The following is a 24,395-nucleotide window of genomic DNA, read 5'->3' as shown; positions in this document are numbered from 1 at the left end:
ATCGTTAAACAACAGGCGCACGCCACGGACGTGGATAACGTCACCTTAGCGTCCGGCTCTTGACCGGCTGCTATGATTCGTGGTTCGCCGTGCTGGCGGGTATGGAAACCCCCGATCTACACTGCCTCCATCCCTCACCCGGTGCTTTCCATGCTCGACGCTGTACTCAATTTCCTGAATGACGGTCTCACCGGCGCAAGCTGGGGCCAGATGCTGGTCTACATGCTGATCGTGACCCAGCTCACCATCTTCACGGTGACGCTGTACCTGCACCGCAGCCAGACCCATCGCGGCGTGGATTTCCACCCGGTGCTGGCGCATTTCTTCCGTTTCTGGGGCTGGCTGACCACCGGCATGGTCACGCGCGAGTGGGTGGCGGTGCATCGCAAGCACCACGCCAAGGTCGAGACCGAGGAAGACCCGCACAGCCCGATGATCTACGGCATCAAGAAGGTGTTCTGGGACGGTGTCTCGCTGTACCGCGATGCCTGCGAGTCGAAGCAGGACATGGAGCAGTACGGTCGCGGCACGCCGGACGACTGGGTCGAGCACAACGTCTACGGCGCGCACCCGTACTGGGGCCCGACCCTGATGCTGCTGATCAGCATCGCGCTGTTCGGCGTGATCGGTGCCGCGCTGTGGGCGGTGCAGATGGTGTGGATTCCGTTCTGGGCCGCCGGCTTCGTCAACGGCATCGGCCACTGGGCCGGCTACCGCAATTTCGAGAGCGCCGACACTGCGCGCAACCTGATCCCGTGGGGTTTCTGGATCGGCGGTGAGGAACTGCACAACAACCACCACGCGTTCCCCAGCTCGGCCAAGTTCGCGCTGCGCAAGTGGGAGTTCGACATCGGCTGGGCGGCGATCTGTGGCCTGCGGGCGGTCGGCCTGGCCAAGGTGCTGCGCGTGGCGCCATCGCTGGATGTGCGCCCGAACGTGCGCCTGCCCGATGCGGAAACGCTGAAAGCCGTGCTGACCCATCGCTTCCAGGCGATGACCGACTATTACCGCGCGGTGATCGTGCCGACCCTTGGCGAGGAGGCGCAGCACGCCGGCGAGAGCATCAAGTCGATGCCGCGTCGCCTGCGTCGTGCGCTGGCCGACGGCGGCCGCTGGCTGGACAACGAAGGCCGCGAGCGCATGCAGGCGGTGCTGGCCAGGCGTCCGACCCTGAAGACCGTGTGCGATTTCCGCACCCGCCTGGTGGCACTGATGGAGCAGCGCGGCGCCGAGCAGGCGCTGAAGGGCCTGCAGCAGTGGATCCACGAGGCCGAGGAGAGCGGTATTCGCTCGTTGCAGGAATTCGCGCAGCGGCTCAAGGGCTACAGCGTCGCGACCGCCTGAACGTCGCAATACAAGGCTTGCACCCACAGAACCCGCCCGATGGCGGGTTTTGTTTTTGAGGGGCGCGGATGGGGCGGATGACCGGTCGGCTGACGTGGAGGAGTGGTCCCCACCCCGACCGACGGGCAAAAGAAAACCCGCCACATGGGCGGGTTTTCCTTTGAGGTGTCGCGTCGCTGCAGCAGATGCAGGTGCAAGAGCCGAAGCGATCCCTGCCTTCGCAGGGATGACGTTCTGACAGAGCCGCCGCGCGGAGCGCGGACGGGTCAGGACGTCACTTGATCTTGCCTTCCTTGTAGATCACGTGCTTGCGCACGACCGGATCGTACTTCTTGAACTCGAACTTTTCCGGCGTGTTCTTCTTGTTCTTCTGCGTGGTGTAGAAGTGGCCGGTGCCGGCCGAGGAGATCATGCGGATCTTGTCTTGCGATTTGTTAGCCATGGCTCAATCCTCAGACCTTTTCGCCGCGGGCGCGCATCTCGGCAATCACGGCCTCGATGCCATTCTTGTCGATCGTGCGCAGGGCGTTGTTGGAAACGCGCAGCTTGATCCAGCGGTTCTCGCTGGGCACCCAGAAACGACGCTCATGCAGGTTCGGCAACCAGCGGCGACGGGTACGGTTGTTGGCGTGCGAGACGTTGTTGCCGCTCTGCACACCCTTACCGGTGACTTGACATACACGGGCCATGACGACCTCCGTAATTCTTGATTGACACCCGTTGGCCAGGGTGAGATCGGCCCAGCGGCGCCATGCGCCACGCGATGCTGGAGTTGTCGCAACGCATGATCGTGAGGTCCGTACCGCGTGGCGGACCGCCCGGAAGCACCGGGTCGACAGAGGCGAGCCGCGTATTCTCGCAGAAAAACAAGGCTGTGCGCAATCTTGCGGCGTTTCGCCAGCGCCAGCCGGCGTGCGCACCGCGGGGATGTATGGAACAATCGGTCTCTTTTATACACACGACCCAGACCCGAGGAACTCCCGATGGCACAAGAGATCACCAACGACCAGGCCAACGGCCAGGCCAGTCAGCCGCAGCTGGTGATGCAGAAGATCTACGTGAAGGACGTGTCCTTCGAGGCGCCGAACGCGCCGCAGATCTTCCAGGAGATCGGCGAGAACGAGCAGCCACAAGTGCAGCTGAACCTGGGCCAGAAGGCCACCGACCTGGGCAACGACCTGTACGAAGTGGTGCTCAGCCTCACCCTGACCTGCACCATCGGCCAGCGTACCGCCTACCTGGCTGAAGTGGAGCAGGCCGGCCTGTTCGGCATCGCCGGCTTCAACGAGGTGGACCATGCCGGGATCATCGGCAGCTACTGCCCGAACCTGCTGTTCCCGTATGCGCGCCAGGTGATCTCCTCGCTGGTGCTGGAAGGCGGCTTCCCGCCGTTCCTGCTGCAGCCGATCAACTTCGACGCGCTGTTCGCCGAACAGCAGCGCCGCGCGATGGGCGGCGACGCCGCCCCGGCCATGCTCAACAGCTGAGCCGTGTCCATGCCTGAAAACCCGAAGCTGACCGTCCTCGGCGCCGGCTCCTGGGGGACGGCGCTTGCCGCACTTGCCGCGCGCAACGGCGTGTCGAGCACGCTGTGGGGGCGCGACCGCGAGGCGCTGGCGGCGATGGCGGCCAGCCGCCGCAACCAGCGCTATCTGCCGGATGTCGAGTTGCCGGCGCAGCTGAACTATGAAGCCGACCTGGCCGCCGCCGTGCGCGGCGCCGGCATCGTGCTGATCGTGGTGCCCAGCCACGCATTTGCCACGATGCTGGCCGAGCTGGCGCCGCTGCTCGATCCGGGCACCGCGATCGCCTGGGCGACCAAGGGCTTCGAGCCGGGCACCGGCCGCTTCCTGCACGAGCTGGTGGCCGAGCGGCTGCCCGGTCATCCCGCGGCGGTGGTCACCGGGCCGTCGTTCGCCAAGGAAGTGGCCGCCGGCCTGCCCAGCGCGGTCACCGTGCATTCGGACGACGCGGCGTTCGCGCAGCAACTGGCCGCCCTGCTGCATGCGCCGAACCTGCGCGCGTATTCCGGCGGCGACGTGCTCGGCGCTGAGCTCGGTGGCGCGATGAAGAACGTGCTGGCGGTGGCCACCGGCATTGCCGACGGCATGCAGCTGGGCCTGAACGCCCGTGCCGGGCTGATCACGCGCGGCATGAACGAGATGCTGCGCCTGGGCGTGGCGCTGGGCGCGCGACCGGAGACGCTGATCGGCCTGTCCGGCCTCGGCGACCTGGTACTGACCTGCACCGGTGACCTCTCGCGCAACCGCCGGCTCGGCCTGGCGCTGGGCCAGGGCGTGGCGATCGACGAGGCGGTGCGCCGGATCGGCCAGGTGGTGGAAAGCATCCTCACTGCCGACGAGGTGGCGCGGCTGGCCGACAAGCACGGCCTGGACCTGCCGATCAGCGCCGGCGTGCGCGCCGTGCTGCACGGCGAAGTCACTCCGGCCGACGGACTCAAGGCGCTGATGGCGCGCGAGCAGAAGCCGGAATATCCACAAGGCCTGTTCGGCGCCGCCTGAGCCATTCGCTGCGCGCCCGGGCGCTTTGGCCCGGGTGCGTTTGCGACCATCGCATCGTGCCCCTGCGCTGCTAAGCTCAATGTTTTGGTCGTCGCCACGGATCGCATGCGCATGCAGCAACCGGACGAAAAACAGCACGTCGCCAGCGCGCCTTCCGGTGAGGACGAAGCCCTGCCGCAGGCATGGCGGCGGCTGCTGGCCGCACCGAAGCCGGCGGTGGCCGACGAGCACGGCGTGCTCGGTTTCTTCCTGGAAGTGATGCCCGAAGAAGGCGCTGCATTCGCCCGGCTGGACGTCGCGCCGGTGCTGCTGGCGGCGGCCGAGCATGGTCGCTACGTGCGGCCGGTGCCGCTGGACAGCCGGCACCTGGCGCAGTCGCCGCTGCAACCGCACGAGCAGCGCCTGGCCGCGACCATGCTGGGTTTGCCGCAGAGCGTGCGCAAGGGCCGCAGCTATGCGCGCCTCGGCGGCCACGTCGGCGATACCCTGCTGGCCGAGATCCTGGATACCGCGCCGTGTTTCCTCGGCGGCCTGGCCGGGCTGCGGCTGTCGCGCGGCAAATCGCACCAGCTCAACTGGCACTGGCAGCTGGAAGCGGACGGCAGCCAGCGCCTGCTGCCGGTGCTGCCGCACAGCCAGCGCCTGCTGCGCATCGACGGGCTGTGGTACCTCGACGCCGAGCGCGCCACCGTGGGCCGCTTCGACGCCGCCGTCGAGGAAACCCGCTGGCTGGAGCTGCCGCCGCTGAAGCACGAGCACGGTCGCCGCCTGCGCAACCGCCTGGCCGGCAGCCGGCTGGCCACGCGGGTACCGCTGCCGCTGGTGTTCGGTGAGGTGCGCCGCTCGGCGCTGGCGCCGAAACCGGTGCTGACCCTGCATGCATTGACCCGGCACGCGCGGCTGGCCGCCGGCACGCCGCCGCTCGGTTATGCGCGGCTGGCCTTCGACTACGCCGGCGAGCGGCTGCCCGCCCGCGGCGGCGAGCCGCTGGTGCGGCGCGTGCGCAACGGCCAGCTGGTCGAGATCACCCGTCGCCGCGCCGAGGAACTCAGCGCGATGGAGCAGCTCGAGCGCGCCGGACTCACCCCCGGCGTGGATACCGAAGGCCTGCCGTGGGACGTGGCCGAGACCTTGCCCGACGACGCCTGGCTGTTTCCCGGCACCGGCTACGCCGGCGCGCTGGAGGTCAACACGCCGGCGCGCTGGCTGGCGCTGCGGCCGAAACTCGAGGCGGAGAATTTCCAGGTCGAATACGCGCCGAGCTTCCCGTTCGAAGTGCTGGAAGGCCCGGTGCACTGGTACGGCCAGGCGGTGGAAGACACCGACGATCACGCGTTCGACCTGGAGATCGGCATCGAACTGGACGGCCAGCGGCACAACCTGCTGCCCGCGGTGGCGCAGGCGCTGGCCGAGCATCAACTGAACCTCAGCCCGGCGCCGAACGAACCCGAAGACGCGGTGTGGTACGCGCCGGTCGATGCGCGCCGGCGCGTGCCGGTGCGCCTGAAGGAATTGCGCGGGCTGCTGGCGCCGCTGGCCGAATACCTGGAGAAGCCGCGCAAGAAGCTGCACCTGCCGCGGGTGCAGGCCGGTCGGCTGGAGGAGCTGGCCGCGGCGATGCCTGGCGACGGCACGCTGGAGGCCGCCGAGCCGTTGCTCGGTTTCACCGCGCGTCTGCGCGACGCCGCCGCACGCGCCAGCGACGCGGTGCCCGACGGGCTCACCGTCGAGCTGCGGCCGTACCAGCGCGAAGGCCTGCGCTGGCTGAACGCACTGGCCGAAGCCGGCGTCGGTGGCGTGCTCGCCGACGACATGGGCCTGGGCAAGACGCTGCAGCTGATCACCCACCTGATGTCCCTGAAACAGGGCGGCGTGCTGACCCAGCCGGCGCTGATCGTGGTGCCGACCAGCCTGATCCCGAACTGGCAGTCGGAGATCGCGCGCTTCGCGCCGATGCTGCACGTACTGACCCTGCACGGGCCGCAGCGTGCCGAGGAATTCGCCCAGCTGGGCGCGCAGGACATCGTGTTGACCAGCTACGCGCTGCTGCCGCGCGACGTGGTCGCGCTGCGCAAGCAGCCGTTCGCGCTGATCGTGCTGGACGAGGCGCAGCAGGTGAAGAACCCGCGCACGCAGGCACGCCGCGCGCTGCTCAGCCTGCGCACGCCGCGCTACGTCTGCCTCACCGGCACACCGCTGGAAAACCACCTGGGCGAGTTGTGGTCGCAGGTGGATCTGGCGGTGCCGGGCCTGCTCGGCGACGAGGGTGCGTTCCGCCGCTTCTACCGCATCCCGATCGAGAAGCAGCATGACGAGGAGTGCCAGCAGCGGCTGAACCTGCGCATCGCGCCGTTCATCCTGCGCCGGAGCAAGGCGCAGGTGGCGAAGGAACTGCCGCCGAAGACCGAGATCACCCGCCGCGTGGTGCTGGAAGGCCGCCAGCGCGATCTCTACGAAGGCCTGCGCCTGTCGCTGGCCGAAGAGCTGCGCGAAGTGATCGCCCAACGCGGCATCGCGCACTCCGGCATCGTGGTGCTCGACGCATTGCTGAAATTGCGGCAGGTCTGCTGCGATCCACGGCTGGTCAAATTGGAGGCGGCGCGCGGCGTGCACGAATCGGCCAAGTTCGAGCTGCTGATGGACATGCTGCCGGCGCTGCTCGACGAAGGCCGCAAGGTGCTGTTGTTCTCGCAGTTCACCGGCATGCTGAAGCTGATCGCCGCCGAGCTGGACCGCCGACGCATCCGCTACGTCACCCTCACCGGCGACACCCGCGACCGCGCCGAGCCGGTGCAGCGCTTCCAGAACGGCGAGGTGCCGCTGTTCCTGCTCTCGCTCAAGGCCGGCGGCGTGGGCCTCAACCTCACCGCCGCCGACACCGTGATCCATTACGACCCGTGGTGGAACCCCGCCGCCGAGGCGCAGGCCAGCGACCGCGCCCACCGCATCGGCCAGGACAAGCCGGTGTTCGTGTTCCGCCTGATCACCTCCGGCACGGTGGAAGAGCGCATCGAGCAGCTGAAGGAACGCAAGGCCGAACTGGCCGCCGCGGTGCTCGAAGGCGGCGGCAGCCGCGAGAAACTCAGCTTCGACGAAGGCGACCTGGACGCGCTGCTGGCGCCGGGCTGAGCCTTCGCGTCACGACGGCCGCAGCCGCGTGCGCAGCAGCGCGTCCACCGACTGCTGCCACTCCGGCGAGCCGGGTTTCGACTGCGGTGCTTCCTGATCCAGCTTGTCCTGCACCGCCCGGTTCCATGCGTCCGAGCCATGTTCCGGGCCATGGCCGTCGTCGCCGATGTGCAGGGAACGATCGACCCACGCATACCATTCGGGCGAGCCCAGTGCCACGTTCGTCGGCGTGGACTGGCTGGTGCTGCCGGATGGCGGCGGTGCCGGCGAAGGCGAGCACGCGGCGAGCAGCAGGGCAAGCGGCAGGCTGGCGACGAGGCGGTACATGGGAGGCTCCGTGGGCGACTGCCACGGAGCCTAGCGCGGGCCCATGCGCGGGTGATTAATTTTTCATGATGCGCGGCGCGCGGTTCAGCGTAGGTGGTCAGCCACTCAGTCGCGCGCGGCCACTTCGTCGATGTGCCACAACAGGTCGGCCGGGTCGCCGTACACGCGGAACGCGCCGGATTGCTGCAGTTCGGCGTGGCCGTAGCCGCCGGAGAGCAGACCCACGCCGAGCGCGCGGGCGCGCTGCGCGGCGAGCATGTCCCACACGCTGTCGCCGATCACCAGCGATTGCTGGATGTCCACGCCGAGGCGTTCGGCGGCAGCCAGGAACAGGTCCGGGTCGGGCTTGGCGTGGCGTACCTGGTCGCGCGTCACCACCGGTACCTGCGTCGGGTCGACGCCGAGCGCCGCCAGGTTGGGCGCCGCCGTTTCCATCCGGCCGCTGGTGGCGATCGCCCACGGGATCTGCTGTTCGGTGAGATAGGCCAGCAGCTCGCGTGCGCCAGGCAGCGGCCGTACGGAACCTTGCGCATGCTGCCGGTTGAACGCCTCGGCGTGCCATTGGCGCAGGCGGTCGAGGCGGTCCGCGGTGATCGCCAGCCCGGTTTCGCGCAACAGGATGTTGGCGAACAGTCCACCGCTCATGCCGATCTTGCGGTGGATGCGCCACACCGGCAGCTCCACGCCCTCCCGGTCCAGCGCTTCCTTCCACGCCAGCACGTGCTGGTAGACGCTGTCGATCAGGGTGCCGTCGAGGTCGAACAGGAAGGCGGTGTCGCGGCGGGGCATGGCGGTTCTCCCGGTTCAGTCGCGCGGCAGCAACGAGCGCCCCGACTCCAGCACTGCCAGTGCCGCCGCGCCGAGCAGGCCCGGTTCGGGGTTCATGATCGCCTGGGTCGGTACCTTCTCCATGATGTCGCGGAAGCGGCCCTTGGTCTCGAAGCGCTCGCGGAAGCGGCCGCGTTCCAGCCACGGCAGCAGGATCGGGATCAGCCCGCCGGTGAGGTAGACGCCGTTCCAGGCGCCGAGCGTGAGCACCAGGTCGCCGGCGACGCTGCCGAAGATGCCGGCGAAGGTTTCCACCGTGCGCGTGCACAGCGAGCAGCTGCCGTCCTTCGCGCGGGCGGTGATGTCCTCCGGCTTGAGCGCGTCGGGCGTCGCGCCGACCATGTGGCAGATCGCGTCGTACAGGTTCACCAAACCCTGGCCGCAGATCAGCCGCTCGTTGGAGACGCGGCCGAACTTGTGGTTGAGGTAGTCGAGGATGGCGATGTCCTCCGGCGTATGCGCGGCGAAGCCGGCGTGACCACCTTCGGTCTGCAACACGCTGCAATGGCCGCCGCGCACCAGCAGGCCGCCGACGCCCAGGCCGGTGCCGGGGCCGACGATGGCGAAGGTCTGCTCATTCGCGGCGCCCACCACCGGGCGCGGCACCGTGCCTACGTCGACCAGGTCGTCGCCCTGCAACAAGGTCACCGCCATGCTCTGCGCCGCGAAGTCGTTGACCAGGTGCACGTATTCCAGACCCAACGCGCTGGCGGTTTGTTGCGCCGAGATCGCCCACGGATTGTTGGTGACCTTGACCGTCTCGCCGTCGACGATGCGTCCGGCCGCGGCCACGATCGCGCGGCTCACCTTGAGGCCGGTGTCGGCGAGGTAGTGCTTCGCCGTCTCGACCAGCGAATCGTGGTCGGCCACGCGGTAGCGCCGGATGCTGTCGGTCAGCAGCGGCTGGTCGCGCGATGGATCGGCCACCCCGAAACGGACGTTGGTGCCGCCGAGATCGACGAGCAGGGTGGGGATGTTGCTGGACTGGCTCATGGAACTTCCTGACGGCGTGAAGCGCCAAGCCTGCCGGCGTCACGGCGGTTAGTCCAGTGTTTTGCTGGCCGCACGGCGTAAAATCCCCCCGGATACCGCCCCACGAGACCCTTGCCATGAGCTTTCCCGCCACCCGCATGCGGCGCATGCGCCGCGATGCCTTCTCCCGCGCGCTGATGCGCGAGCACACCTTGCTGGTCAGCGACCTGATCATGGTGGCGTTCGTGATCGAAGGCGAAGGCCAGCGCGAAGCGGTGCCATCGATGCCGGGGGTGGATCGCCTTTCCATCGACGAGCTGCTGGAGCTGGCCGGCGAATGCGTGCGCCTGGGCATCCCCGCGCTGGCGCTGTTTCCCTCGCCCGCCGCCGAGGCGAAGTCACTCGATGCCGCCGAAGCGTGGAACCCGGACAACCTGATGCACCGCGCCACCCGCGCGCTGAAGGCGAAGTATCCCGAGCTGGGCCTGATCGGCGACGTGGCGCTCGATCCGTACACCACCCACGGTCAGGACGGCCTGATCGACGCCGACGGCTACGTGATGAACGAGCCCACCGTCGCGGCGCTGATCAGGATGTCGCTGGCACAGGCCGACGCCGGCATGGATTTCGTGGCGCCGTCGGACATGATGGATGGCCGCATCGGCTCCATCCGCGAGGCGCTGGAAGAGGGCGGCCACATCCATACCCGCATCCTCGCCTATTCGGCGAAATACGCCTCCGCGTTCTACGGTCCGTTCCGCGACGCGGTCGGTTCGTCGGCGAACCTCGGCAAGGGCAACAAGCACACCTACCAGATGGACGTGGGCAACAGCGACGAGGCCCTGCGCGAGATCGAACTGGACCTGCTCGAAGGCGCCGACGCGGTGATGGTGAAGCCGGGCATGCCGTACCTCGACGTGCTGCGGCGGGTGAAAGACACCTTCGGAGCGCCCACCTTCGTGTACCAGGTGTCGGGCGAATACGCGATGCTGAAGGCCGCGTCGATGAATGGCTGGCTGGACGAGAAGGCGGTGGTGCTGGAGTCGCTCACTGCGTTCAAGCGCGCCGGCGCCGACGCGATTCTCACCTACTACGCCGTCGACGCGGCGCGCTGGCTGCGCGGAGAGTAGTCGAGGCGGGGAAGCAGCAGGGCAAATCGACTCCCTGGGGCCTTTTGGACGGGTGGAAATGAAAATGGTAGGCCCTCGTGGTACGGCATGCCGGGCTACCATCAGTTCGTAAGGTTTGCGGTGTTGGGGATGTCTGATGCTATTGGCCCATCTGATATTGCTGGCTCAGATAACTCACCGTGGTGTGGGTCGCGGGGGATGTGGTCTTCAGGAAAACAGGGCCATCGTCGAAAAGACCCGGGCGATGATTTTGCATGACGCACCGCTGGACTCGCTGGTTGGCGAATTTCCTACTCCGGGCGGCACCCCCGAGTGTGCAAGGGTCGTATTTTCAATTGGTGGTGATGGCCATCCGGTTGACGTGCGCGTGGTCGAGTCGTCCGGAAACGTTGCGGTCAATATGGCGGTCGTCAGGTCCGTCAAAAAGTATGTAATGAAAAAGGAATTGCCCCGTTGGTTCAGAACCTACATGCTGGTCTTCCGCGTTGATGACAACAAGATGCCACCAAACTATGTTGATGGCATGAGGCCAAACCAGCTTCCATGACGAGTCATCTAGCTAAGCTAGCTAAAGAGGAATGCCTGCCCTCCGCAGGAGGGTGAAGCGCTGCTTTTCACAATGACCGATCGGGATGCGCAAGTCCGAGGCGCTCGCGCGATACCATTGTCATCTCCGATCGCAAACCCGAGCCCGGAACGCATGACCCCCACCCGCCTCGAAATCACCCGCCCCGACGACTGGCACCTCCATCTCCGCGATGGCGACGCGCTGGCCTCGGTGGTCGGCCACACCGCGCGGCGGTTCGCCCGCGCCATCGTGATGCCGAACCTGAAGCCGCCGGTAACCACGGTGGCGCAGGCGGAGGCCTATCGTCGGCGCATTCTCGCGAGCCTGCCGGCGGGTTCGCGCTTCCAGCCGCTGATGACGCTGTACCTCACCGAGAACACGCCAGTGGAGGAAATCGCGCGCGCCAAGGCCAGCGGCAGCGTGTTCGCAGTGAAGTACTACCCGGCCGGCGCCACCACCAATTCCGATTCCGGCGTGCGCGAGCTGTCGCAGGTGTACCGCGTGATCGAGGCGATGGAGAAGCACGAGTTGCCGCTGCTGTTGCACGGCGAGGTCACCGATCCGGCCATCGACATCTTCGACCGCGAGCGGGTATTCATCGAGCGTCACCTGCTGCCGCTGCGCGAGCGCTTCCCGGCGTTGCGCATGGTGCTGGAACACATCACCACCCGCGACGCGGCCGAGTTCATCCGCGGCGCGCCGGCCAACGTGGCGGCCACCATCACCGCGCATCACCTGCTGCTCAACCGCAATGCGCTGTTCGAGGGTGGCATCCGTACGCACAACTACTGCGCGCCGATCCTCAAGCGCGAGGCGCATCGCAGCGCGCTGCTGGAAGCGGCCACCAGCGGAGACCCACACTTCTTCCTTGGCACCGACAGCGCGCCGCATCCGCGCGAAGCGAAGGAGACAAGCTGCGGCTGCGCGGGGCTCTACACCGCCCATGCGGCGCTGGAGCTGTATGCCGAGGCGTTCGAGCAGGCGGGTTGGCTGGATCGGCTCGAAGCGTTCGCCAGCTTCCACGGCCCGGATTTCTATCGCCTGCCGCGCAACACGGATCGCATCGCGCTCGAGCGCACGCCGTGGATCGTGCCGGACGAATATCCGCTGGGTGGATCCACCTGCAAGCCGATGCGCGCCGGTGAATCGATAGCGTGGTCGCTGGTAGAACAGACCACTTTTTGACGAGACGCACGAACGCGTCGAACGTGTCCAGCAAGAGCGACCCCACCCCGGCCCTCCCCTGCTTGCAGGGGAGGGGGCGAGAGCAGGGCTCACTCCTGGCTTGGGCAGCTCAGTAGGCGAACTCGCGGAACACCGGATCGACACTGCCGTGCCAGGGGCCGTGGAACAGCTCCAGCTTGCGCTCGGCCGGGGTCTGGTTGGCTTGCACGATCTCGATCATCGGCTCGAGGAAGATGCTTTCGTCGGCGCCGTGGCGGTTGAGGCGGGCGCGGCGCTTGAGGCCGTGGCTGGCGATCTTCAGCGCTTCCTCGGCGAGGTCGCGCACCATGCCGCCACGGAAGGGCAGCTTCAGCGCGTACTTCGGCACGCCGTCGCGCAGGGCATGGCGTTCCTCGCGGCTGAAGTCCTTGACCAGGTCCCACGCCGCGTTCAGCGCTTCGTCGTCGTACAGCAGACCAACCCAGAACGCGGGCAGCGCGCACAGCCGGTTCCACGGGCCGCCGTCGGCGCCGCGCATTTCCAGGTATTGCTTCAGGCGCACCTCGGGGAAGGCGGTGGTGAGGTGGTCGGCGAAGTCCTTCATGGTCGCGTGCACGCCCGGCAGGGTGGGCAGCTCGCCGGCCAGGAAGCGCTTGAAGTCCTGCCCGGCCAGGTCGATGTAGCTACCGTCCTGGTAGCTGAAGTACATCGGCACGTCGAGGATGTAGTCGACGTAGCGCTCGTAGCCGAAGCCGTCGGCGAACACGAAGTCGAGCATGCCGGTGCGGTCCGGATCGGTGTCGGTCCAGATCTGCGAGCGGTACGACAGATAGCCGTTTGGACGTCCTTCGGTGAACGGCGAATCGGCGAACAGCGCGGTGGCGATCGGTTGCAGCGCGAGGCCGACGCGGAACTTCTTGATCATGTCCGCTTCGGACGAGAAATCCAGGTTCACCTGCACCGTGCAGGTGCGCGTCATCATGTCCAGGCCGAGCGAGCCGACCTTGGGCATGTATTCGCGCATGATCTTGTAGCGGCCCTTGGGCATCCACGGCATCTCGTCGCGCCGCCACTTCGGCTGGAAGCCCATGCCGAGGAAACCCAAGCCCATGCCGTCGGCGACCGAGCGGACTTCCTCCAGGTGCGAGTTCACCTCGCAGCAAGTCTGGTGGATTGTCTCCAGCGGCGCGCCGGACAACTCCAATTGGCCGGCCGGTTCCAGCGTGATCGAGGCCTTGTCGCGCGACAGCGCCACCGGGTTCTCGCCCTCACGCGCCACCTCCCAGCCGTAGCGGGTGGCGATGTTTTCCAGCAGCAGCTTGATGCCACGCTCGCCCTCGAAGGTGGGCGGGCGCAGGTCGTCGGTGCGGAAGCCGAATTTCTCGTGCTCGGTGCCGATGCGCCACGCCTCGCGCGGCTTCTCGCCGGCGGCGAGGTAGTCGGCAAGCTGCTGGCGGCCCTGGATCGGGGTGCTCTTCACGGCACTGGGTATGGACACGGGCAAGGCCTCGCTGGGGGAGCCGACACTATGGGGGCGACGCATGTCGACGAAAAGGGGTCTCGTGGAATGCGGGGCCATTAGAGCCGCGCACGCGGGATCGCGCCCTGAGCTGGATCAACCAGGTATGCACTCAGTGCGTGGGGGCGATGGCCGGGCAGCGAAGACGGGCCACCAGGGCGACGGGAAGACGGGCACGCGTACCGATTTGCGCCAGGGTATGTACGGGTCGATCCGGATGCTTGCGGTGGGCCTGGGTGATGCGGCGATCGTCCATGCAGGGATCGGCGCCATGATCGAGCAAGGCTTGAACGATGTCGGCCTCGCCTTGCACCGTGGCCCACAGCAATACATCGGCCGTGCCGGTTGCCGGACGCGGTTTCGCATCGGCCTGGTGATGTAGCAGGACGTTCACCGTGGCGACGTCTCCGCATTCGACCGCGATGGACAGAGCCGGCCCCGACGTTCTCGATGCACCCTCGTCCACGGCTCCCGTTTTTTCGGCCATCCTGAACAGTTGCGGATCGAGCGCCTTCATCTGATCCATGGTGGCTTTGCCGAAATTGGGTATCTGCGCAACGGCGTTGGCATCTGCGCCATCGTAAAGAAGGGCATCGACCGTTCCAGACTGCCCGGCCCAGACGGCGGTGATCATGGCGGCTTGCCGCCAGCGCGAAGCATCTGCCGAAGGCATGGCGCGCAATTGCCTGCGGACTTCGTCGAGCTTGCCATCACCCGCATTCACCATGAGTCTGGCGATCTCGGGGGAGGCATTCATTGCGCCAAGTTGGTAAGCCTTCCGACCCATCGTGTTCCACTGGGAAGCACATGGCTGGGGCGGTATTGGCAGTCCGTCGGCAATGGCGCTGTTGACCAGCAACATCCCGAGCACGATGAGCGCAAAGCGGACAAACATTGAGTGGCATCCCTGTCCAAGCGTTGGCTGATTCCAGCCGAAATCGTCACAAGTCACAAGCCCGCGAGCAAGGGCCGACCCGGAGTCGGCTTTTCATGATGTCACGTGCAGCGGACTCCCAACGCCATGCGGCCGAATGTATCCTGCGGCGGATCAGCCGCACCTCGCGCCGCGTCGTCAATGAGCGGAGTCGGGGAACCAGGCACGAAGTCGCCGTTTCAGTGACAGCGCCGGAGCCTCCACCGCATGCCACGAGCACCATGCGGCCAGCAGGGTGATGACGGCGGCCACGGCTGCCGTGGCCAGGTACGAAGGCGTCGCCGGCCACAGGTGCACGCTGAGCTGCTGCACGAAGTAGGCGTACAGATACGCGCCGTAGGACAGGTCGCCGAACCGGGCTGCGGAACGCAGGCCTGGCGTGGCTTGGTGTCCGAACCACAGGGTGAACGGCACCAGCACCGCCCATTGCGCCAGTCGTGCGTGTTGCAGCAGGGCGGCAGCCAGCAGGCAGGCCGCCACGGCAACCGCTACGATCAGGCGCCGCCGGCCGATCTCGACGGCGTACTGGCGCGCGCAGACGCCGCCAAGGAAGAACACCGTGTAGAAATAGCAGAGGTTGTCGAAGCTGTTGTCACGGGAGTGCCCGGGCAGCGTCTTGGCGTACATCACCGCGACCACGAGCAGCGCGAGCAGGCTGAAGATCCTCCGGCGCAGGCCGATGGCGCCAAGCACGGCGACATAGGCATAGCATTTCGCCTCCAGGGGTATCGTCCACCAGCTGCCATTGACCGCCGACAGGATGGCGTTGGCCGGCGTCGTGACGAATACGCCCGGCAGCGTGTAGTAGGCGCGCAACTGGGCATTGAAGGTGATGAAGCGGCGGGTCTCGCGGCCCAAGTACTCGTGCAGCGGCAAGGTGGTGAGCACAGCTCCGGCAACCACGATGACCAGCGTGGCGACGATCAGTGCAGGCCAGATGCGCAGGAACCGGCGCATGGCGAAACGCATGATGTGCGGGTCGTGGTACCAGCTCTCGGTGACCAGGTAGCCACTCATGGTGAAGAACATCGCGACCGCGATCGAGCCGAGCGTCATGCCCTCGGCCAGCGTGGCTTCATGCAGGCCGAGCAGCACGAACTGGTGCGAGGCCAGCACCATCAGCGAGGCGACCAGCCGCAGCCCGTCGAAATTGTTGGCGTGTTCGCCGAATGGTGCGGAACGAGGGAGGTGGGTCACGAAGATCCTTTTCGCCGCCAAGCCGATGGCCCGGACATCGCCCGAAGTCACCGCCACAAACAAACAGGGCCGGCGAGGCCGGCCCTGCTCTTCAGCGCTTCATCGAATTGAAGAACTCGTCGTTGGACTTGGTGTTCTTCATCTTGTCGAGCATGAATTCCATCGCGGCCAGCTCGTCCATCGGGTGCAGCAGCTTGCGCAGGATCCAGATCTTGGCCAGCATGTCCGGCTCGATCAGCAGGTCTTCGCGGCGGGTGCCGGAGCGGTTGATGTCGATCGCCGGGTAGACGCGCTTCTCGGAGATGCGCCGGGACAGGTGCACTTCCATGTTGCCGGTGCCCTTGAACTCCTCGTAGATCACCTCGTCCATCTTGCTGCCGGTTTCGGTCAGCGCGGTGGCGATGATGGTCAGGCTGCCGCCTTCCTCGACGTTGCGCGCGGCGCCGAAGAAACGCTTCGGACGCTGCAGCGCGTTGGCGTCGACGCCGCCGGTGAGCACCTTGCCGGAGCTGGGGATCACGGTGTTGTAGGCGCGCGCCAGGCGAGTGATCGAGTCGAGCAGGATGATCACGTCCTTCTTGTGCTCGACCAGGCGCTTGGCCCGCTCGATCACCATCTCGGCGACCTGCACGTGACGCACCGCCGGCTCGTCGAAGGTCGAGCTGATTACCTCGGCGCGCACGGTGCGGGCGATCTCGGTCACCTCTTCCGGGCGCTCGTCGATCAGCAGCATGATCAGGTGCGCTTCGGGATGGTTGTACTGGATCGCCTGGGCGATGTTCTGCAGCATCATCGTCTTGCCGGACTTCGGCTGGGAGACGATCAGGCCGCGCTGGCCCTTGCCGATCGGCGCGATCAGGTCGAGGATGCGGCCGGTGATGTCCTCGCTCGAACCGTTGCCGCGCTCCAGCTTGAACGCCTTGCGCGGGAACAGCGGGGTGAGGTTCTCGAACAGCATCTTGTTCTTCGACGCCTCCGGCGGATCGCCGTTGATGTCGTCGACGCGCAGCATGGCGAAGTAGCGCTCGCCTTCCTTCGGGTGACGCACGCGACCGGTGATGTAGTCGCCGGTGCGCAGGTTGAAGCGGCGGATCTGGCTGGGCGACACGTAGATGTCGTCCGGACCGGCCAGGTAGGACTCGTCGGCCGAGCGCAGGAAGCCGAAGCCATCCTGCAAAATTTCCAGCACGCCTTCGGCCCAGATGCCGCCGCCGGAGCGGGCGTGCGCCTTGAGCACGTTGAAGATCACGTCCTGCTTGCGCGCGCGGGCGACGCCTTCGTACACGCCCAGCGACTCGGCGAACTCCAGCAGCTGCGGCGCGCGCATGCGCTTGAGTTCGGTGAGGTTGATCACCCGGTCGTTGCTGCCGGGATCGGCGTTGTCGTCGTCCACCGGCAGGCCGTTCGGGTTCGGACGCGGATGCTGCTGACGTCCCTGCTGCTGTGGGTTCGGGTTGCCGCCGCGCTCGTTGCGGCGGCGCCGGCCACGACCTTCGCGACCTTCACGGCCGCCATTGTTCGGGTTCTGGCCCTGGTTCGGGTTCTGCGCCTGGTTCGGGCTCTGCACCTGGCCCGGATTCGGCTGGGCTTGCGGTGAGTCCTGGTTCGGGGCGGACTGGGCAGTGAACTCGCGCGGCTCCTGTACGGGGCGCGCTGCCGCCGGCAGGCTGGCCGCTACCGGTACCTGCACTGCGGGAGCCTGCGTCGACGCCGGTGCTGGCGTGGCAGGGCTGTCGGCGGCCGTCGCCTTCCCGGCGCTCGCCGCCGCGATCGCGGCGGCCGTGCGGCGCGGCGCGCGGGGGCGCGGCTCGGGTTTGTTTTCGGCAACAGGCCTGGCGTCGGCGCCCGGGGCGTCGTTCGGGGTTCGGTTTTCGGTATCGGACACGGGCAATCCTCGCGGGGCGCCGTTGAATTACAGGAGGGAGGGTGTGCGTCGCGCGGAAGGCGCAAGGGGACAGGACTGTCCCGACGGACGCGATGAATCTAGCACCCGCCGCGTATCGGCGTAAAGCCTCGCGAGCCTGCCGGACGGGGCCGGGCAGGCGGCGGACAGCGGGTTTGCAACGGGTGGATCAGATGGCCTTGTCGATCATCTGGGTCAGCTGGCCCTTGCTGACGGCGCCGATCTGGGTCGCCTCGACCTTGCCGTTCTTGAACACCATCAGGGTCGGGATGCCGCGCACGCCATAGGCCCGCGGGGTCTGCTGGTTCTGGTCGATGTTGACCTTGACGATGCGCAGCTTGCCTTCGTACTGCTGGGCAATCTCGTCCAGCATCGGCGCGATGGCCTTGCACGGGCCGCACCATTCCGCCCAGAAATCCAGCAGCACGGGGGTTTCGGATTTGAGCACCTGCTGTTCGAAGGCGTCGTCGTTCACATGGGTAATCAGGTCGCTCACCGGGCATCTCCGTGGCTGGGGCCAGAACTGGCAGGTCGAAAACAATGGGGTGGTCGGGACGGAAAAACAAGGAGTGACGACGGGCAGGGCCGTCATCGGCTACACTCAGGCGCCCACGAAGCGCGGGTTGAGCCGGAACAGGTCTTGCCAGGGCGGCAGACATTCATTCCAGCGCAACTCCGGGCACGATTCAAGGGTGACCTTCCGGGCCATCCGTCGGACCGCCGTCAAATCCGGCGTCGCACGCCGCGGCGCGACCTTGTCGACCCCGAGATTGAACGCTTCGCTGCGCACCGCGCACCCGTCCTGCACCGTTTCGCGCCGATCTTCGGCCGCTGGAGCGGGTGCAGCGCATCACGCCGCCGTCAGGCAAGGTTACCCATTCCGCATATGTCACAAACCGTACTCACCGACACTTTCTTCGCCAACTTCGATCTTCATCCGCTGCTGCAGCAGGGCCTGGACGACAGCGGCTTCACCCGTTGCACGCCGATCCAGGAAATGACCCTGGCGCCGGCGCTGGCCGGGCGCGACGTCGCCGGCCAGGCGCAGACCGGCACCGGCAAGACCTGCGCCTTCCTGGTCGCGCTGATGAACCGCCTGCTGACCACCCCGGCGGTGGCCGAGCGCAAGGATTCGGACCCGCGCGCACTGGTGATCGCGCCCACTCGCGAACTGGCCATCCAGATCGACAAGGACGCCAAGGCGATCGGCCGCCACACCGGCCTGCGCAGCGCGCTGATCTACGGCGGTGTCGACTACGACAAGCAGCGCCAGCAGCTGAAGGACGGCTGCGACATCATCATCGCCACCCCCGGCCGCCTGCTCGACTACCACAAGCAAGGGGTGTTCAGCCTCAACAGCGTCGAGGTGATGGTGATCGACGAGGCCGACCGCATGTTCGACCTCGGCTTCATCAAGGACGTGCGCTTCATCTTCCGCAAGCTGCCGCCGCGCGAGCAGCGCCAGGTGCTGCTGTTCTCCGCCACGCTGAGCCATCGCGTGCTGGAGCTGGCCTACGAGCACATGCACGAGGCCGAAAAGCTGGTGGTGGAGAGCGACAACGTCACCGCCGACAAGGTGCGCCAGCTGGTCTACTTCCCGGCCAAGGAAGAGAAGATGCCGCTGCTGCTGAACCTTATCGACCGGCACCAGCCGTCGCGCAGCATCATCTTCGTCAACACCAAGGCCGCCGCCGAACGCATCACCGAGCGCGTCAAGCGCCACGGCTGCCGCGTCGGCGCGATTTCCGGCGACGTGCCGCAGCTGAAGCGGCAGAAGCTGCTGCAGCGTTTCCAGGACGGCCAGCTGGACATCCTGGTGGCCACCGACGTGGCCGCGCGCGGCCTGCACATCCCGGCGGTCAGCCACGTCTTCAACTACGACCTGCCGCACGAGGCCGAGGATTACGTGCACCGCATCGGCCGCACCGCGCGGCTCGGTGCCGAGGGCGACGCGATCAGCTTCGCCTGCGACCTGTACGCGATGTCGCTGCCGGACATCGAGGCCTACATCGGGCAGAGCATCCCGGTCGCGGCGATGGAGCCGGAACTGCTGGTGATGCCGAAGCCGCGCGCGATCGATGCCGAATTCGCCGCGAATGCCGCCGCTGACAGCGCCGCGTTCGGCGACGTGGTGCCGCCGCGGCCGGGCGAGAAGCCACGGCATGGCGGGGCCTCCGGTCGTGGCGGCGAGCGCGGCGGGAACAGCCGTGGCGCCGCGCGTCCACCGCGCGAACGCCGGCCGGCCGCGGTCGACGGCGCCGCCGTGACCGAGCAGCCGGTTGCCGTGACCGTGCACAAGACGGAAGCGGTCTCGACGGACGGCAGCGTTGCCGCCGAGGGCGTGCGCAAGCCGCGTCGTCGTCGCGGTGGCCGCAATCGCCGCCGCGACGGTGCGCCGACCGATGGCGTCGAGACGACGGGTCACCAGCCCGCGGTTGCCGAGGGCAATCGCGCGCCGCGGGGCGAGCGTCGCCCGCCGCGCGAGCGCAACGCGGCCGAGTCCGTGGGCACCGGCCACAACCGGCCGTCGCGACAGGTTGCGGTGACCTCGGGCAAGGCCGTCGAGCATGCCCATCCGAAAAAGCCGGGCCTGTTTCGCCGGTTGACCCGGCTGTTTACCGGGCGCTGAGCCTGCCGGTCGCCGCGATGCGAATTCGCGGCGGCCGGAAGTCCGCACCTTGATGCCGGCTTCCCTTATCCTTGCCGCTGGTACGACGACACGCAGGCTCGGGGACGCTCGGTGATCCAGTTCGATCAAGTCAGCAAGCGCTACGAAGGCGGCCATGAGGCGCTCTCGCAGCTTTCGTTCGAGGTGCCGACCGGCGAGATGGCCTTCGTCACCGGGCATTCCGGCGCCGGCAAGAGCACTCTGCTCAAGCTGCTGGGGCTGATCGAGCGGCCCTCGCACGGCATGATCAGCGTGGACGGCAGGAGCCTGGCGAAGATCCGCCACAGCGGCATCCCGAAGTGGCGCCGGCATCTCGGCATGGTGTTCCAGGACCATCGCCTGTTGCTGGATCGCAGTGTGTTCGCCAACGTCGAGCTGCCGCTGGTGATCGGCGGCATCGCCCGCGCCGAACGCGCCCGGCGCGTGCGCGCGGCGCTGGAGAAAGTCGGCCTGCTCGCCTACGAGCGGCAACTGCCGGCCACGCTGTCCACCGGCGAGCAGCAGCGCGTGGGCATCGCCCGCGCGATCGTGGCGCGTCCCAGCCTGCTGATCGCCGACGAGCCCACCGGCAACCTCGACCCGCAGCTGGCGGTGGAGATCATGGGCCTGTTCGGCGAGTTCCAGCAGGTTGGCACCACCGTGCTGATTGCCAGCCACGACCTGCCGCTGATCAAGCGCATGAAGAAGCGCGTGATCGTGCTTGACCACGGCCGCCTGGTGGCCGACCTGGCCGCGCAGGAGGTGTTGTGAACACGTCGCCGGAAACCCTGCACGTGCCCGCGGATGCGCCGCAGCGCAACGTCCACAGCCGCGGCAACCGCTTCGTCAGCTGGCAGGAGCATCACCGCTGGAGCGCGGCGTCCAGCCTGCGCCGGCTTGCTTCGCGTCCGTTCGGCAGCCTGCTCACGATCGCGGTGATGGGCCTGGCGCTGGCCTTGCCGCTGGCGTTCTACCTGCTGCTGGGCAACGTGCAGCAGCTTGGCCATGCGCTAGGCCAGAGCCAGGCGATCAGCGTGTTCCTGCAGCCGGGCCAGACCGCGTCGCAGGTACAACTGCTCGCCAAGCAACTGGGCGATCGCCCCGAAGTGGCCGCCGTGGTGGTGAAGACGCCACAGCAGGGCATGGACGAATTGGCAAAGATGCAGGGCTTCTCCGGCGCGCTGCAGACGCTGGATGACAACCCGCTGCCGTACGTGCTGCAGTTGCAGCCGCGGGCGGGGGTGAGTGCGCACGCGCTGGAGCAACTGGTGGCCGACGTGCGCACCCTGCACAGCGTCGACCTGGTGCAGGACAGCGGCAACTGGCGGCAGCGGCTGGACGCCCTGCTCGGCGTGGGCAACCGCGTGGTGCTGGTGCTGGCTTCGCTGCTGGCGCTGGCGGCGCTGCTGGTGGTCGGCAACACGATCCGGGTGGACATCGCCAGTCGCAGTGAGGAGATCGGCGTGCTGCTGGTGGTCGGCGCCAGCGGTGCGTTCGTGCGCCGGCCTTATCTGTACGCGGGGATCTGGTATGGCCTGTTCAGCGGCATCCTGGCTGCGTTGCTGGCGGTGCTGATCGAGCTGGCGCTGGCCGCACCGGTGGCGCAGTTGAGCCAGGCTTATGACGGCAGGCTGCAGGTCGGCGGCCTGCCGCCGTGGCTGCTGCTGGCGGTGCCGCTGGTGGCGGCGGCACTGGGCTGGCTGGGCGCGCGACTGGTCAGTGCGTGGCAATTGCGCAAGGCCGTGTGATGGTCTTGCGCCGCAGTGACGTGAATCGCAGCCGCCGGATCCGGATCCGGTGCACTATTCCCAGTTGCAGCGGGTGCAGGGGGTGCCCCCGCAGATTCATCGGCGAAGGACAGCCACGGGTCAGGTGGGTGAACTAGGCAATGAGTACGAATATCAGCAGCCGTCTGCTGACCGATGCGCCGCGCGTGCTGGTGGTCGACGGTTCGCGCGTGGTGCGCCAGTTGATCACCCGCGTGTTGCAGGCCGAACTGCCGGGGGTCGAGGTGGTCGGCTGCGGCAGCGGCGCCGAGGCGCAGCAGGTGCTTGGCGAGGGCGTGTTCGATTTCATCACCATCGCGCTGCGCCTGCCCGACATGGACGGGCTGGAGCTGGCGAAGTTCGTGCGCGAGTCGGCGCCACAGATCTACGTGCCGATCGTGGTGGTGTCCGGCGACGTCGAGGATCGGCTGCATCGGCGCACGCTGGGCGAGCACGTCACCGACTATTTCGACAAGGCGCTGGGCTTCCAGGCGCTGGCCGAGTTCATCCGCGGCTACGTCAGCACGCAGACGGCGGCGGAAGGCACCGTGCTGTATGTCGAGGACAGTCGCGTAGTGGCGCTGGCGACCCGCCGCATGCTGGAGAAGATCGGCCTCACCGTGCGCCACGTGGTCAGCGTGGAGGATGCGCTGGCGATGCTGGAGACGGATCGCGCGCTGGGTTGGGTCGGCGCCGACGTGGTGCTCACTGACGTCAGCCTGAAGGGTGAACTCACTGGCGGCGACCTGCTCAGGCAGATCCGCGGCGAGTTCGGCTACGGCAAGGGCCGGCTGCCGGTGCTGGTGATGACCGGCGACGAGAACCCGGCCAACCAGGCCGCGCTGATCAAGGCCGGCGCCAACGACCTGGTCGAGAAGCCGGTCGAGGAGAAACTGCTGGTGACCAAGCTGCTGTTCCAGCTGCGCGTGGCCAGGCACCTGCGCGAACACGCCGCCGAGGCATGAGCGACGCGGCGCAGATCCGGCTGGAGCCGTCGTGGAAGGCGCGCATCGGCGATTACCTCTTGCGCCCCGAGATGCAGGCGCTGGCCGCCTTCCTGCGCGCGGAGAAGCAGGCCGGCAAGCGGATCTATCCGCCCGGCCCGGAGATCTTCGCGGCGTTCGAACACACCCCGTTCGACGCGGTGCGGGTGGTGATCCTGGGCCAGGACCCGTACCACGGCCCCGGCCAGGCGCACGGCCTGTGCTTCTCGGTGCGCCCCGGCGTGCGGGTGCCGCCGTCGCTGGACAACATCTTCAAGGAAATCCAGCGCGACCTCGGCATCGCGCGTCCCGACCACGGCTGCCTCACGCCGTGGGCCGACCGCGGCGTACTGCTGCTCAACAGCGTGCTGACGGTGGAAGAGGGCCGCGCTGGTGCGCATCAGGGCAAGGGTTGGGAGGGCTTCACCGATGCGGCGATCGACGCCTTGAACCGCGAGCGCGAGGGGATCGTGTTCCTGCTGTGGGGCAGCTACGCCCAGCGCAAGGGGCAGCTGATCGACGGCCGCAAGCACTGCGTGCTGAAGAGCGTGCACCCGTCGCCGCTGTCGGCGCACCGCGGCTTCCTCGGCTGCGGGCATTTCTCCGCCGCCAACCGCTACCTGGAAAGTCGCGGTCAGTCGCCGATCGACTGGTCGTTGCCGGCGCGGGCTTCACTTCCCGCCGGTTGAGATGACGATGACCGGTGTTGGCGGCTGACCAGCACGGCTCGCACGTGGGCTTTCGCGCGACGAACGGCATCGGCCAGCGGATAGCCCTGGGCCACGCCGGCCGCGATGCCGGCCGAGAGCATGCAACCAGTACCGTGCAGACGGCGGGTGGCCACCCACGGCGCGGCGAAGCGCTGCGTGCCTTCGGCGGTAATCAGCAGGTCGACCGCTTCCACCAGCGCGGCATGGCCGCCCTTCATCAGTACCGATCGTGGTCCGAGCGCGAGCAGGGCGCGGCCTTGGGCCTCCATGTCCGGCTCGCCTTGAGCACAGGCCGTGCCGAGCAGCGCGGCCGCTTCGGCCAGGTTTGGCGCAAGGCAATCGGCCAGCGGCAGCAGGCGCGTGCGCAGCAGGTGCAGCGCGGCCTCGTCCAGTAGTCGGGTGCCCGAGCTGGCGACGAGCACCGGGTCGATGATCACGAAGGGCGGGCGGCGGCGCTCCAGCTGTTCGGCCACGGCCGCGACGATATCGGCGTTGGCCAGCATGCCCAGCTTCACGGCGCGGACGTCGATCTCGTCGAACACGGCGTCCAGTTGCGCATTTACCATCGCGGCGGACATCGCCTGCACGGCGCGGATGCCCGTGGTGTTCTGCGCGGTGACCGCGGTCACTGCGGTGGCGGCATCGACGCCGAAGGCGGCGAAGATCTTCAGGTCGGCCTGGATGCCGGCGCCGCCGCAGGAGTCGGAGCCGGCGATGGAGAGCGCGCTGACAGCCGGCATCACGCGTCTACG

General features: G+C 67.6%; 24 protein-coding genes. 12 read left to right on the top strand and 12 right to left on the bottom strand.

What is annotated here, in order from left to right; genetic code table 11:
• Positions 1-150 precede the first annotated feature (150 nt).
• Entirely contained in the window at positions 151-1,344 is a 1,194-nt protein-coding gene (locus IMW82_RS12915; protein ID WP_211004736.1) for a fatty acid desaturase, read from the top strand.
• A 274-nt stretch (positions 1,345-1,618) separates the two neighbouring features.
• Here the strand turns inward: IMW82_RS12915 and rpmG are convergent, their stop codons facing one another.
• Positions 1,619-1,786 carry a 50S ribosomal protein L33 gene (gene rpmG / locus IMW82_RS12910; protein ID WP_007513765.1) on the bottom strand — a complete coding sequence of 56 codons (168 nt, stop codon included), beginning with the start codon at positions 1,784-1,786 and terminating at the stop codon, positions 1,619-1,621.
• 10 nt (positions 1,787-1,796) lie between these two features.
• Positions 1,797-2,033, bottom strand: coding sequence for a 50S ribosomal protein L28 (gene rpmB / locus IMW82_RS12905; protein ID WP_007513766.1), 237 nt, complete (start codon positions 2,031-2,033; stop codon positions 1,797-1,799).
• 294 nt (positions 2,034-2,327) lie between these two features.
• Between rpmB and secB the strand changes: the two genes are divergently transcribed.
• The 3 genes from secB (at position 2,328) to IMW82_RS12890 (ending at position 6,995) form a co-directional block, all read left to right on the top strand.
• On the top strand, positions 2,328-2,831 hold the full coding sequence (secB, locus tag IMW82_RS12900) for a protein-export chaperone SecB (RefSeq protein WP_108470532.1): 504 nt from the start codon (positions 2,328-2,330) through the stop codon (positions 2,829-2,831).
• A gap of 9 nt (positions 2,832-2,840) precedes the next feature.
• Complete coding sequence (locus tag IMW82_RS12895) at positions 2,841-3,866, top strand: NAD(P)H-dependent glycerol-3-phosphate dehydrogenase (protein ID WP_211004735.1); 1,026 nt, start codon at positions 2,841-2,843, stop codon at positions 3,864-3,866.
• 111 nt (positions 3,867-3,977) lie between these two features.
• On the top strand, positions 3,978-6,995 hold the full coding sequence (locus IMW82_RS12890) for a DEAD/DEAH box helicase (protein ID WP_211004767.1): 3,018 nt from the start codon (positions 3,978-3,980) through the stop codon (positions 6,993-6,995).
• A gap of 9 nt (positions 6,996-7,004) precedes the next feature.
• Here IMW82_RS12890 and IMW82_RS12885 read toward each other — a convergent pair whose 3' ends face one another.
• The 3 genes from IMW82_RS12885 to glk all read right to left on the bottom strand — a co-directional run bounded on the left by IMW82_RS12885 (position 7,005) and on the right by glk (position 9,143).
• Positions 7,005-7,322 carry a hypothetical protein gene (locus IMW82_RS12885; protein WP_211004734.1) on the bottom strand — a complete coding sequence of 106 codons (318 nt, stop codon included), beginning with the start codon at positions 7,320-7,322 and terminating at the stop codon, positions 7,005-7,007.
• 105 nt (positions 7,323-7,427) lie between these two features.
• Positions 7,428-8,111: an HAD family hydrolase gene (locus IMW82_RS12880; protein WP_211004733.1), complete on the bottom strand. Its 684-nt coding sequence runs from the start codon at positions 8,109-8,111 to the stop codon at positions 7,428-7,430.
• Positions 8,112-8,126: 15 nt separating this feature from the next.
• Positions 8,127-9,143, bottom strand: coding sequence for a glucokinase (gene glk, locus IMW82_RS12875; protein WP_108470536.1), 1,017 nt, complete (start codon positions 9,141-9,143; stop codon positions 8,127-8,129).
• Between the two features lie 116 nt (positions 9,144-9,259).
• On the opposite strand from glk, the gene hemB reads away from it, so the two are divergent.
• The 3 genes from hemB to pyrC all read left to right on the top strand — a co-directional run bounded on the left by hemB (position 9,260) and on the right by pyrC (position 12,005).
• The gene (hemB, locus tag IMW82_RS12870; RefSeq protein WP_211004732.1) at positions 9,260-10,252 is read left to right on the top strand and encodes a porphobilinogen synthase; all 993 of its coding nucleotides are present in this window, start codon (positions 9,260-9,262) and stop codon (positions 10,250-10,252) included.
• A 136-nt stretch (positions 10,253-10,388) separates the two neighbouring features.
• Positions 10,389-10,799: a hypothetical protein gene (locus IMW82_RS12865; RefSeq protein WP_211004731.1), complete on the top strand. Its 411-nt coding sequence runs from the start codon at positions 10,389-10,391 to the stop codon at positions 10,797-10,799.
• A gap of 153 nt (positions 10,800-10,952) precedes the next feature.
• Positions 10,953-12,005, top strand: a complete 1,053-nt coding sequence (gene pyrC / locus IMW82_RS12860; protein ID WP_211004730.1) for a dihydroorotase — start codon at positions 10,953-10,955, stop codon at positions 12,003-12,005.
• 109 nt (positions 12,006-12,114) lie between these two features.
• On the opposite strand, the gene IMW82_RS12855 is transcribed toward pyrC, so the two are convergent.
• The 6 genes from IMW82_RS12855 to IMW82_RS12830 form a co-directional block, all read right to left on the bottom strand.
• Positions 12,115-13,482 carry a glutamate--cysteine ligase gene (locus IMW82_RS12855; protein ID WP_211004729.1) on the bottom strand — a complete coding sequence of 456 codons (1,368 nt, stop codon included), beginning with the start codon at positions 13,480-13,482 and terminating at the stop codon, positions 12,115-12,117.
• Positions 13,483-13,615: 133 nt separating this feature from the next.
• Positions 13,616-14,398, bottom strand: a complete 783-nt coding sequence (locus IMW82_RS12850) for a hypothetical protein (protein ID WP_211004728.1) — start codon at positions 14,396-14,398, stop codon at positions 13,616-13,618.
• Between the two features lie 177 nt (positions 14,399-14,575).
• Entirely contained in the window at positions 14,576-15,634 is a 1,059-nt protein-coding gene (locus IMW82_RS12845) for an acyltransferase (RefSeq protein ID WP_211004727.1), read from the bottom strand.
• Positions 15,635-15,725: 91 nt separating this feature from the next.
• Complete coding sequence (rho, locus tag IMW82_RS12840) at positions 15,726-17,405, bottom strand: transcription termination factor Rho (protein WP_345777133.1); 1,680 nt, start codon at positions 17,403-17,405, stop codon at positions 15,726-15,728.
• A gap of 301 nt (positions 17,406-17,706) precedes the next feature.
• Positions 17,707-18,033, bottom strand: coding sequence for a thioredoxin TrxA (gene trxA, locus IMW82_RS12835; RefSeq protein WP_108470542.1), 327 nt, complete (start codon positions 18,031-18,033; stop codon positions 17,707-17,709).
• Positions 18,034-18,138: 105 nt separating this feature from the next.
• Positions 18,139-18,327, bottom strand: coding sequence for a hypothetical protein (locus IMW82_RS12830; protein WP_159082154.1), 189 nt, complete (start codon positions 18,325-18,327; stop codon positions 18,139-18,141).
• A 96-nt stretch (positions 18,328-18,423) separates the two neighbouring features.
• Between IMW82_RS12830 and rhlB the strand changes: the two genes are divergently transcribed.
• From rhlB to ung, 5 genes are all read left to right on the top strand, one after another.
• Complete coding sequence (rhlB, locus tag IMW82_RS12825; protein WP_211004725.1) at positions 18,424-20,166, top strand: ATP-dependent RNA helicase RhlB; 1,743 nt, start codon at positions 18,424-18,426, stop codon at positions 20,164-20,166.
• Between the two features lie 111 nt (positions 20,167-20,277).
• Entirely contained in the window at positions 20,278-20,955 is a 678-nt protein-coding gene (ftsE, locus tag IMW82_RS12820; RefSeq protein ID WP_211004724.1) for a cell division ATP-binding protein FtsE, read from the top strand.
• The gene (gene ftsX, locus IMW82_RS12815) at positions 20,952-21,932 is read left to right on the top strand and encodes a permease-like cell division protein FtsX (protein WP_211004723.1); all 981 of its coding nucleotides are present in this window, start codon (positions 20,952-20,954) and stop codon (positions 21,930-21,932) included. The genes ftsE and ftsX overlap by 4 nt, the downstream gene beginning before the upstream one ends.
• Before the next feature lie 140 nt (positions 21,933-22,072).
• Complete coding sequence (locus IMW82_RS12810; protein ID WP_108470547.1) at positions 22,073-22,915, top strand: response regulator; 843 nt, start codon at positions 22,073-22,075, stop codon at positions 22,913-22,915.
• Positions 22,912-23,622: a uracil-DNA glycosylase gene (gene ung / locus IMW82_RS12805; RefSeq protein ID WP_211004722.1), complete on the top strand. Its 711-nt coding sequence runs from the start codon at positions 22,912-22,914 to the stop codon at positions 23,620-23,622. The genes IMW82_RS12810 and ung overlap by 4 nt, the downstream gene beginning before the upstream one ends.
• Here the strand turns inward: ung and thiD are convergent.
• The gene (gene thiD, locus IMW82_RS12800) at positions 23,568-24,383 is read right to left on the bottom strand and encodes a bifunctional hydroxymethylpyrimidine kinase/phosphomethylpyrimidine kinase (RefSeq protein WP_211004721.1); all 816 of its coding nucleotides are present in this window, start codon (positions 24,381-24,383) and stop codon (positions 23,568-23,570) included. The genes ung and thiD overlap by 55 nt on opposite strands.
• Positions 24,384-24,395: the final 12 nt, after the last annotated feature.

Origin of the sequence: Rhodanobacter sp. B2A1Ga4, assembly GCF_018101315.1 — a bacterium.
Lineage (GTDB): Bacteria > Pseudomonadota > Gammaproteobacteria > Xanthomonadales > Rhodanobacteraceae > Rhodanobacter > Rhodanobacter thiooxydans_A.
The sequence above is the reverse complement of the archived record's forward strand: the minus strand, read 5'-3'. Positions and strand labels throughout refer to the sequence as shown.

Excerpts from the sequence above, each read along its gene's own strand:
- pyrC (WP_211004730.1), top strand. The coding sequence starts at position 10,953 with ATGACCCCCACCCGCCTCGAAATCACCCGCCCCGACGACTGGCACCTC.
- IMW82_RS12915 (WP_211004736.1), top strand. The coding sequence starts at position 151 with ATGCTCGACGCTGTACTCAATTTCCTGAATGACGGTCTCACCGGCGCA.
- rpmG (WP_007513765.1), bottom strand. The coding sequence starts at position 1,786 with ATGGCTAACAAATCGCAAGACAAGATCCGCATGATCTCCTCGGCCGGC.
- IMW82_RS12890 (WP_211004767.1), top strand. The coding sequence starts at position 3,978 with ATGCAGCAACCGGACGAAAAACAGCACGTCGCCAGCGCGCCTTCCGGT.
- hemB (WP_211004732.1), top strand. The coding sequence starts at position 9,260 with ATGAGCTTTCCCGCCACCCGCATGCGGCGCATGCGCCGCGATGCCTTC.
- thiD (WP_211004721.1), bottom strand. The coding sequence starts at position 24,383 with ATGCCGGCTGTCAGCGCGCTCTCCATCGCCGGCTCCGACTCCTGCGGC.
- IMW82_RS12865 (WP_211004731.1), top strand. The coding sequence starts at position 10,389 with ATGCTATTGGCCCATCTGATATTGCTGGCTCAGATAACTCACCGTGGT.
- IMW82_RS12880 (WP_211004733.1), bottom strand. The coding sequence starts at position 8,111 with ATGCCCCGCCGCGACACCGCCTTCCTGTTCGACCTCGACGGCACCCTG.
- secB (WP_108470532.1), top strand. The coding sequence starts at position 2,328 with ATGGCACAAGAGATCACCAACGACCAGGCCAACGGCCAGGCCAGTCAG.
- rpmB (WP_007513766.1), bottom strand. The coding sequence starts at position 2,033 with ATGGCCCGTGTATGTCAAGTCACCGGTAAGGGTGTGCAGAGCGGCAAC.
- IMW82_RS12810 (WP_108470547.1), top strand. The coding sequence starts at position 22,073 with ATGAGTACGAATATCAGCAGCCGTCTGCTGACCGATGCGCCGCGCGTG.
- glk (WP_108470536.1), bottom strand. The coding sequence starts at position 9,143 with ATGAGCCAGTCCAGCAACATCCCCACCCTGCTCGTCGATCTCGGCGGC.
- rhlB (WP_211004725.1), top strand. The coding sequence starts at position 18,424 with ATGTCACAAACCGTACTCACCGACACTTTCTTCGCCAACTTCGATCTT.
- ung (WP_211004722.1), top strand. The coding sequence starts at position 22,912 with ATGAGCGACGCGGCGCAGATCCGGCTGGAGCCGTCGTGGAAGGCGCGC.
- IMW82_RS12895 (WP_211004735.1), top strand. The coding sequence starts at position 2,841 with ATGCCTGAAAACCCGAAGCTGACCGTCCTCGGCGCCGGCTCCTGGGGG.
- IMW82_RS12885 (WP_211004734.1), bottom strand. The coding sequence starts at position 7,322 with ATGTACCGCCTCGTCGCCAGCCTGCCGCTTGCCCTGCTGCTCGCCGCG.
- IMW82_RS12850 (WP_211004728.1), bottom strand. The coding sequence starts at position 14,398 with ATGTTTGTCCGCTTTGCGCTCATCGTGCTCGGGATGTTGCTGGTCAAC.